Annotated in this window: 11 protein-coding genes; 10 read left to right on the top strand and 1 reads right to left on the bottom strand. The window is 39.4% G+C overall.

Going from position 1 to position 8,979, the window contains the following annotated elements; genetic code table 11:
* The 10 genes from DNK85_RS01985 to dcd all read left to right on the top strand — a co-directional run bounded on the left by DNK85_RS01985 (position 1) and on the right by dcd (position 8,750).
* The gene (locus tag DNK85_RS01985; protein ID WP_119327909.1) at positions 1–456 is read left to right on the top strand and encodes a hotdog family protein; all 456 of its coding nucleotides are present in this window, start codon (positions 1–3) and stop codon (positions 454–456) included.
* Positions 453–1,181 (top strand): 3-oxoacyl-ACP reductase FabG, encoded by a 729-nt coding sequence (gene fabG / locus DNK85_RS01990; protein WP_119327910.1) that lies wholly within the window; start codon positions 453–455, stop codon positions 1,179–1,181. Before DNK85_RS01985 ends, fabG begins: the two co-directional genes overlap by 4 nt.
* Positions 1,178–2,416 carry a beta-ketoacyl-ACP synthase gene (locus DNK85_RS01995; RefSeq protein ID WP_119327911.1) on the top strand — a complete coding sequence of 413 codons (1,239 nt, stop codon included), beginning with the start codon at positions 1,178–1,180 and terminating at the stop codon, positions 2,414–2,416. The genes fabG and DNK85_RS01995 overlap by 4 nt, the downstream gene beginning before the upstream one ends.
* The gene (gene dapF / locus DNK85_RS02000) at positions 2,409–3,194 is read left to right on the top strand and encodes a diaminopimelate epimerase (RefSeq protein WP_119327912.1); all 786 of its coding nucleotides are present in this window, start codon (positions 2,409–2,411) and stop codon (positions 3,192–3,194) included. Before DNK85_RS01995 ends, dapF begins: the two co-directional genes overlap by 8 nt.
* Positions 3,194–4,306: a M14 family metallopeptidase gene (locus DNK85_RS02005; RefSeq protein ID WP_119327913.1), complete on the top strand. Its 1,113-nt coding sequence runs from the start codon at positions 3,194–3,196 to the stop codon at positions 4,304–4,306. The genes dapF and DNK85_RS02005 overlap by 1 nt, the downstream gene beginning before the upstream one ends.
* Before the next feature lie 94 nt (positions 4,307–4,400).
* The gene (locus DNK85_RS02010) at positions 4,401–4,646 is read left to right on the top strand and encodes a type II toxin-antitoxin system TacA family antitoxin (RefSeq protein ID WP_119327914.1); all 246 of its coding nucleotides are present in this window, start codon (positions 4,401–4,403) and stop codon (positions 4,644–4,646) included.
* On the top strand, positions 4,643–5,149 hold the full coding sequence (locus DNK85_RS02015) for a GNAT family N-acetyltransferase (protein WP_119327915.1): 507 nt from the start codon (positions 4,643–4,645) through the stop codon (positions 5,147–5,149). The genes DNK85_RS02010 and DNK85_RS02015 overlap by 4 nt, the downstream gene beginning before the upstream one ends.
* A gap of 59 nt (positions 5,150–5,208) precedes the next feature.
* Positions 5,209–6,981: an arginine--tRNA ligase gene (gene argS / locus DNK85_RS02020; RefSeq protein WP_119327916.1), complete on the top strand. Its 1,773-nt coding sequence runs from the start codon at positions 5,209–5,211 to the stop codon at positions 6,979–6,981.
* A 97-nt stretch (positions 6,982–7,078) separates the two neighbouring features.
* Positions 7,079–8,173 (top strand): iron-sulfur cluster carrier protein ApbC, encoded by a 1,095-nt coding sequence (gene apbC / locus DNK85_RS02025; RefSeq protein WP_119327919.1) that lies wholly within the window; start codon positions 7,079–7,081, stop codon positions 8,171–8,173.
* 10 nt (positions 8,174–8,183) lie between these two features.
* Entirely contained in the window at positions 8,184–8,750 is a 567-nt protein-coding gene (dcd, locus tag DNK85_RS02030; protein WP_119327917.1) for a dCTP deaminase, read from the top strand.
* A 32-nt stretch (positions 8,751–8,782) separates the two neighbouring features.
* On the opposite strand, the gene DNK85_RS02035 is transcribed toward dcd, so the two are convergent.
* A partial coding sequence (locus tag DNK85_RS02035) for a hypothetical protein (protein WP_119327918.1) occupies positions 8,783–8,979 on the bottom strand: 197 nt, incomplete at its 5' end.

The raw sequence follows: 8,979 nt of genomic DNA on the forward strand, positions 1-8,979 counted from the left end.
ATGTATGATTTAAGTGAAATTATTCCGCAATCGCCGCCGATGCAGCTGATTGATCACATCCAGAAAGTGAATCAAGAAAAAGCGATTTGTGTTGCCAAAATCACAGCAGAGCATATTTTTTATGATGCTGAAATCAATGGTGTATATGTTTGGGTGGGCATTGAGATGATGGCACAAGCCTCAGCAGCTCTAGCTTATTTTCAAGGTGATGAAAGTGATCATGCGCCAAGGCGTGGGTTTATGATTAGTGTGCGTAATTTCAATGCAACGCGTGCAAGCTTTGATGAAGGTGATGTATTAACGATTGTTGCGCATAAAGAATTTATTAGCGATCCATTGGGTGTTTTTTTGTGTGAGATTTATCATCAAGACCAATGTGTTGCAAAAGCAAAATTCAGTGCCTATCAACCAAGTGATACAGAGTTTACAGCAATTATTCAGGGGAAAGTGTTTTGAGTAAAAGGGCATTAGTAACAGGGGCGAGCAAGGGTATTGGCCAAGGAGCTGCTATTATGCTCGCGCAATATGGTTTTGAGATTGTGGTGCATTACCATAGTGATGTTGAAGGTGCGAGTCAAACAAAGCATATCATTGAAGAAAATGGTGGTAAGGCATCTTTAATGCAATTTGACATACAAGATAGAGCGGCATGTCACGAGAAAATAAATGCTGAAATAGCGCAAAATGGTGCATTTTATGCAGTTATTAATAATGTAGGGATTTGTCAAGATGTGCCATTTCCAGCAATGGAAGATGCGATGTGGGATCGTGTCATTCAAACGAATTTAGATGGTTTTTATAATGTGTTAAAACCTTGTGTTATGCCGATGATTCAACTAAGAAAAGGTGGGCGTATTGTGACTTTAGCTTCTGTTTCAGGTATTGCTGGCAATAAAGGGCAAGTCAATTATAGTGCAGCGAAATCTGGGATTATTGGTGCGACAAAAGCCTTGGCACTGGAGCTTGCCAAACGTAAAATCACTGTTAATTGTGTCGCACCTGGTTTAATTGAAACAGATATGATCAAAGACTTAGAATATAAAGATGAGATTGAAAGGCATATTCCGATGCGTCGAGCAGGTAAGGTTGAGGAAGTAGCTTCAGTGATTAACTTCCTATGTTCTGACGCAGCAAGTTATATAACGCGTCAGGTGATCTCAGTCAATGGTGGCTTGATATGAACAAGCGCGTTGTGATTACCGGGATGGCAGGTATTACTGCGTTAGGCAATGAATGGGATACGATTAAAAAAGCCTTGTTGCAAGGAAAAACGGCAACAAAACAAATCAAAGCATGGCAAGAAATCAAAGGTTTACATACTAACTTAGGTGCACCCATTGTTGATTTTAAGATGCCTTTGCATTATACACGGAAGCAAATTCGTTCAATGGGGCGCGTTGCCCAATTAGCCACTGCTGCCAGTGAGAATGCATTAAAAGATGCAGCAATTTTTGATCATAAAGCATTACTTGAAGGTAGTGAAGTGGGTATTGCTTTTGGTTCATGCTCGGGCAGTACGCAAGCCTTGTGTGACTTAATCAAAATTGAAACTGAGAAAACAGTGCAAAATGTCAGTGCCACGACCTATGTGAAATCAATGAGTCATACTTGCGCGGTTAATGTTGCCCTTATTTTTGGCTTAACAGGGCGGGTGATCCCGACATCAAGTGCGTGCACGTCAAGCTCACAAGCCATTGGTTATGCGTATGAGTCGATTAAACATGGTTATCAAAAGGTGATGTTAGCAGGGGGGGCTGAGGAATTATGCCCAAGTCAAGTAACGATTTTTGACACTTTATTTGCCACAAGTCAACAAAATGACAAGCCGCATATGACCCCCAGACCTTTTGATCAAGCGCGTGATGGTCTGGTCATTGGTGAAGGCGCATGCACTTTGATTTTAGAAGAATATGAGCATGCCAAGGCGCGAGGTGCTAAGATTTACGCTGAAGTGATCGGTTTTGGCACAAACTGTGACGCAAGACATATTACTCAACCAACAGCACAAAAAATGGTAGAAGCTTTGAAGCTAGCAATGACAGATGCTAACGTCAATGCTGGTGATATTGGTTATATCTGTGCGCATGGTACAGCAACAGATCGTGGTGACATCGCTGAAAGTGAGGCGACTTTTATGTTGTTTGGTAATCAAACGCCAGTAAGTTCGTTAAAGGGAAACTTTGGTCACACCTTAGGTGCCTGTGGTGCGCTGGAGTCGTGGCTATCGGTTATGATGATGAAAGAAGGCATATTGATGCCAACGGCAAATTTGCAAAAAGTCGATGAGGCTTGTGCCGATCTTAATTACATTATTGAAAGTCCAAAAAAACTTAAAACAGACATCGTTATGAGTAATAATTTTGCCTTTGGTGGTATCAATACCTCGTTGATTTTTAAGGATTATCACAGTGAATAAGCCATTAGTGTTTAACAAAATGTGTGCGTTAGGCAATGATTTTGTTGTCATTGACGAACGTAAAAAACCACGGAATTGGCAGGTACGACAAGTGCAACAGATCTGCCATCGGCGCTTTGGTATTGGCGCTGACCAACTGTTATTAATTAGAAAATCAGGCAAAGCCGATGCTAGTATGCATATTTATAATCAAGATGGATCAAAAGCCAAGCAATGTGGTAATGGCTTGCGTGCGGTGGCAAGTCTACTACTTATGGAAAATAATAGCCCAGAAGTCTGTATTGAAGTCGGTGGTTTTGCGCATCGTTGTCGCTTAATTGCACATGATTGGGTTGAAGTGGCTTTTCCCTTACCGATGGTCAATAAAAGTCATAAAGCATTTGCAAAAAATTTAGGCTTTGATCAGGCGTTAGAGGTTGATGTGGGGAATCCGCATTTGGTATTATTTCGTTCGCAAAACACTGCGTTAAAAGACTTTGAAACTCTGGGCAAAACACTACAAGCACAATATGCTGGAGGCATTAATGTACATGCATTAAAGCAATTATCCAAAGATCGCATTTATTTGGACCACTGGGAGCGCGGTACTGGAGTGACACCCTCTTGTGGTAGTGGCAGTATTGCTAGTGTTTATGCAGGTGTTTCATTGGGGCTGTTAAAGCCCAAAGTGATAGTGGAAAATGCCATCGGTAATTTAACTGTTGAATGTACGCCAGGTGAGGTGTTATTAAGCGGTGTCGTAAAATTGATTTTTAATGGTCAAATAGAAGTAGCATAATGATAAAGATAAGAGAAATTCCTTTAAGAACAACCATCTCAGGATTAACGCATACGATTAGTGTAATTGAATATACACATTCAGAGCCCAAGGCTAATATCTATATGCAAGCGGCACTCCATGCGGCTGAGAGTAATGGCATGGCATTGATTTATTTATTGCGTGAGTATCTAGAGATGCATGACTTTCCATATAATGTGACGTTGGTGCCGTTTGCCAATCCCTTTGCTATGGATATTAAAATCGGTGAGTATACCTATGGGCGCTTTGATGCCAAGACTGGCGAGAATTGGAATCGAGGATTTAAAAATTTGCTTACAGCACATGCTGGTTTAGCTAAGATTGAACTTGAGGATTTTGTCAAAAAGCATCAAGGACAGGGCTTTGATGTACTATGTCAGCAGTTTTCTGCGCTTCTTAAGAGACGTTTAGTCGTTAGTTTACAAAATGATACAGCGCCTCATGAAAAGCTTGCTAATATTCTGCATGATTTGGCATTAGATGCTGATTTTAGCTTTGATTTACATTGTGATTCAATCTCAGCACCGTATATTTATGCACCAAGTTATTTGCATTCAGCGCGTTTAAAGCATTTCAATAGTAATGCATTTATTCTGACGCTAAACGAGCCTAGTGGTTGCTTTAACCAAGCCATTTTTTATCCTTGGTGGCAGTTAACCGATTGCTGGAATCGTATAACGGGAGATAATAAAATACCACCAAAGCATGCGTTTACCTATGAGATGGGCAATAAGGAGAGTTTTGATCTAAAGAATGCTAAGCACCTATTAGATGGGATCCTTGAGTATATTAATAATCCAATCGATGTGAAAAATGCCAGTAACAAATATGCTTGTTATGAGCAGGATTTTTCACGTGTTAGAGCCCCTATTGGCGGCATGGTTGATTATCAGGATGATTTATTGGGTTTCTTGCAAAAACCTAATACGCCATTGGCAACGTTGTACGATAAAAATAGCATTTTAGGTGTTGCCAAACCAAGAGTTTTAAGTCTGCCATATGAGGTATTATTATTAACGCGCACTTCGTCGGCAACCGTGCATGAAGGGGATGAAGTATTGAAAGTAATGGCAAATTGTTTTGATATTTAAGTGTTTGAAACTTATGCAAAATCCACTATACTTTACGTTAAAATAACGGGTTGTATTTAGAATTGTATGAGTAAGTAAATGTGAGGTATAAGCTATGGCACACGCAAGAATTGAGTTAAACACTAAGGATGATATCAAACAAACGATAGAGAAGGCTGCCGCACTTTCTGGTATGGCAGTATCGGCATTTATTATTAGTAATTGTTTGCCCAGAGCGCGAAAAATTGTTGAAAATGAAAAGAGAATTAGCCTGGATAGTAAGGCAGCACAAGCGTTCTTGTCATTATTGGATAACCCACCTAAACCAAATCAGAAATTAAAAGATCTGCTGAAGTCATGATGGGGCTTAAGGTTAGTCCGCTGAGCAAAGCATTTAATCGTAGTCTCTTTAGTTGTGGTGTTCCTGAGCTTGATATATTTATACAGAAATTTGCGCTGCAAAATCAAAAGAAGATGTACAGCAAAACATATGTGGCACATGCTACGAATAGTGATGAGATCATTGGTTATTATACAATTACTGCGGCAGAGATCATTCAAAAAGCACTGCCAGAGCATATCAATCATCCAAGATACCCTGTTAGTGCCGCGAGGATATGTCGCTTAGCGGTGAATAATCAGCACAAAGGCTTGGGTGTTGGCGCCTATCTGCTAAAAGACGCTTTGCTTAAAATTGTGGCAGCAGCGCAAATTATGGGCGTATTTGCTGTTGTCGTTGATGCCAAGAGTGATAAAGCAAAGGCTTTTTATAAAAACTATGGCTTTATCGAATTGATGGAACAGTCGTTACAATTGATCTTACCTGTAGCAACAATTGAAAAAGCAGTACAAGAAAATCTGTAAAATGATTAGTAGTGGGTATATAATCAGGCTTTTAAAATTATCATGATGAGTTTTAGATAATGGTAGCTACGGCTAATAACACTGCTATTTTAGAAAATTATTTAACTGATTTATTTATACAAGCCTTTGATGCATTAGGCTTTGATCATCACTTTGCCAAAGTTCAATTATCAGCGCGTCCTGAGCTTGGACAGTTTCAATGCAATGGTGCAATGCCCTTGGCAAAAATACTTAAAAAAGCACCGATTCAAATCGCCAATGATATCGTCACTCAAGTGCAGAATGACAAAGTTTTTAGTAATATTAATGCTGTTATGCCAGGGTTTATCAATATTACATTAAAGGATGACTTCCTGTCTCAGTGGTCAAATGATATGCTTAAAGACTCACGCATAGGTTGCCCTAAAACGGGCAATCCATTAAGAGTTATGATGGATTTTGGTGGTCCAAATGTTGCTAAACCGTTACATGTCGGACATATCCGCTCACCTTTAATCGGTGACTGTTTACAGCGTGTTTATCGTTTTTATGGTGATGAGGTTTTAAGTGATGTGCATTTAGGTGATTGGGGTACGCAAATGGGTATGTTGATCGAAGAAGTTCGTAAGATGTATCCTGACTTACCTTATTTCGATGAGCATTACACAGGAGAGTACCCTAAAGAGTCACCAGTGACTGTTGATGCATTATCCGAGATTTATCCACGCGCTTCAGGGCGCTGTAAAGAAGACACCAATGAGATGGAAAAAGCACGTTTAGCAACGGCTGAGCTGCAGAAAGGGCGTCGTGGATATCGCGCGCTATGGCAACACTTTGTTGATGTATCGATTGCAGAGCTTAAAAAAGATTATGCTGATCTTGGCATTTATTTTGATCTATGGAAAGGTGAAAGTGATGTCCAACCAATCATTGATCACATGGTTGAAGATTGTTTAAAGCGAAAGGTTGCTGAAAACAGTCACGGTGCAATTATTATTCCTGTGGCTGAAAATGAAGATGATAAAACTCCACCATTGATTCTTGTTAAATCCGATGGTGCGGTAATGTATGGTACAACGGATTTAGCAACGATTTTAGAGCGTGTTGAACATTATCAGGCACAAAAGATTATCTATGTTGTTGATAAGCGTCAAAGTCTGCATTTTAAACAAGTGTTTGCAGCAGCGAAAAAATCAAGTATTGCGTCAGAGACTGAGCTTGTGCATATTGGATTTGGGACGCTAAATGGTAAAGATGGTAAGCCATTTAAAACACGCTCAGGTGGTGTGATGCGTCTAAGTACCTTAATCGATGAGGCAAAATCACGTGCCAGTTTGCGTGAACAAGAGGGCTTAAGTGAAGTTGAGAAGGCAGATATCATTGAGAAAGTGGCATTAGCTACAGTTAAATTTGCGGACTTATCAAATGTATATACTTCTGATTATATTTTTGATCTGGATAAGTTTTCACAATATGAAGGTAAAACAGGTCCTTATTTGCTATATTCAGCCGTGCGCATTAAGTCTATTTTGCGTAAGCTTGGGCGCAGTTTAGAAGATGCTAGTGCTGATATTGCCAAGGCAAGTAATGATGCTGAGCGTAACTTACAGTTAAAATTAACCGAATTGCCGCAAGTTTTACAAAAAACCTATGATAAGTGTGAGCCGCACCATTTGTGTGAGTATGCTTATCAAGTTGCAGTGCAGTTTAATAAGTTCTATGCTGAATCACCGATTGCCAATGAAGAGGAACATGCACTAAAAGAAGCAAGAATCGCTTTGTGCCAGTTAACCTTAAAGCAATTGGTGTTTGTTTTGGATTTATTAGGAATAGAAGTACCTGAAAGAATGTAGACTATAAATCATCGCGAAATGCAAAGCAAAAAATTCTGTAAATTGGTTTACGATGGGTATAGACTACACCCATCTTTCAATTCATGAATTATTCTTTATGCTAAAGCAAAGCTTACAAGCCTATAGCCAAGCAATCCTAGATCTTCCAGCAGAGCATTTTCTACGCGATCTGCAAATCATTGAACAAGATGGTGTTGTAATTGTTCAGCTGCGTCTTGGTTTCTCTCTTAACGCCAGACAAATAGATCGTGTGATTTCGCAATTAAGTGATTATTTATATAGTCAAAATATCACCCAAGCTTTTGAGTTTAGGGTGCTATGTGAGGTGGTTACGCATAAAGTACAATCTGGCTTGAAACCGATTAAGGGCATTAAAAATATTATTGCAATTGCCTCAGGAAAAGGTGGCGTGGGTAAATCAACCACAACAGCAAATTTAGCTATTTCTTTACAGAAAATGGGTGCAAATGTTGGTATTTTAGATGCGGATATTTATGGCCCAAGTCAGCCGCTCATTATGGGCAGCTTTGATAATCCTACGACCAATGATAAAAAGAAAATTGAGCCACTGTTGCGCCATGGCGTTAAGATGATCTCAGTAGGTAATTTAATCGATCAGGACTCAGCAATTATCTGGCGCGGCCCTATGGTATCTGGAGCATTAATGCAGCTATTGAATGATACCAACTGGGGCGAGCTTGATTATCTGTTGATTGATCTGCCGCCAGGAACGGGTGATATTCAGTTGACGATGACCAAAAAGATTCCATTAACAACAGCAGTCACGCTAACAACGCCGCAAGATTTATCTTTAATCGATGCTAAACGTGCTATTGCGATGTTTAATAAGCTAGACATTCATGTGGCAGGTATTATTGAGAATATGAGTGTGCATATTTGCCAAAACTGTGGTACTGAGTCGGCAATTTTTGGTGCGCACGGTGCTGAATCATTAGCTGCTCAATTTAATCTGCCTTTTTTAGGTGCTTTGCCACTGGATATGTCCATTAGAGAAGATGCGGATAAAGGTCAGCCAACCGCTATAAAAGATAATCAAATTGCTGGAGTTTATGAGCGGATTGCCTTAGAGCTTGCTGTTAGTATTGCTACATTACCTAAAGCGACGATGATCAATATGCCAGGCGTTAAAGTTGAATTTAGTAAAAATAATCAAAATAATGAAAATAAGTAAGGAGTAAATAGTGTCAATCAAATCAGATAAATGGATTAAAAAAATGGCGATGGAGCAAGAAATGATTACACCATTTGAAGCTGGACAGGTTCGCCACAATGAGCAAGGTAAAATTGTCTCATTTGGCACATCAAGTTATGGTTATGATGTCAGATGTGCTAATGAGTTTAAAATTTTTACCAATATCAACTCAACAATTGTTGACCCTAAAGACTTTGATCATAACAACTTTATTAATTTTGTCGGTGATGTTTGTATTATTCCACCAAATTCCTTTGCGTTAGCACGCACCGTTGAATACTTCAAAATTCCGCGTGATACATTGGTTGTGTGTCTAGGCAAATCAACTTACGCACGTTGTGGTATTATTGTTAATGTTACACCTCTAGAACCTGAGTGGGAGGGGCATGTAACACTTGAATTCTCAAATACTACACCATTACCTGCTAAAATTTATGCTAATGAAGGGGTCGCACAGATGTTATTTTATCAATCGGATGAGGTCTGTGAGACATCTTACAAAGATCGTGGTGGTAAATATCAAGGACAGACAGGTGTCACCCTGCCAAGAACATAAGAAATAATCAAGCTCTGTACACGATGATTTTTTCATTTGAGTAGCTCCTGTAATGGTCGATTTAAAATCTTAAGGCAGAGCTTAAAATCTCTTATGCTAAAAGCTGCTCTTTGATAAGCATTAGCAATCATATCCAAGCCATACCGGAAATAGCTAGACTGTAACCGACCATGTTTTTTACGTTTGATTGGCTTTAATTTAGCGTCTTTGTATTCACCAACCTTATGTT

This window comes from Cysteiniphilum halobium (genome assembly GCF_003574425.1).
In the GTDB taxonomy this organism is placed as follows: Bacteria; Pseudomonadota; Gammaproteobacteria; order Francisellales; family Francisellaceae; genus Caedibacter; species Caedibacter halobius.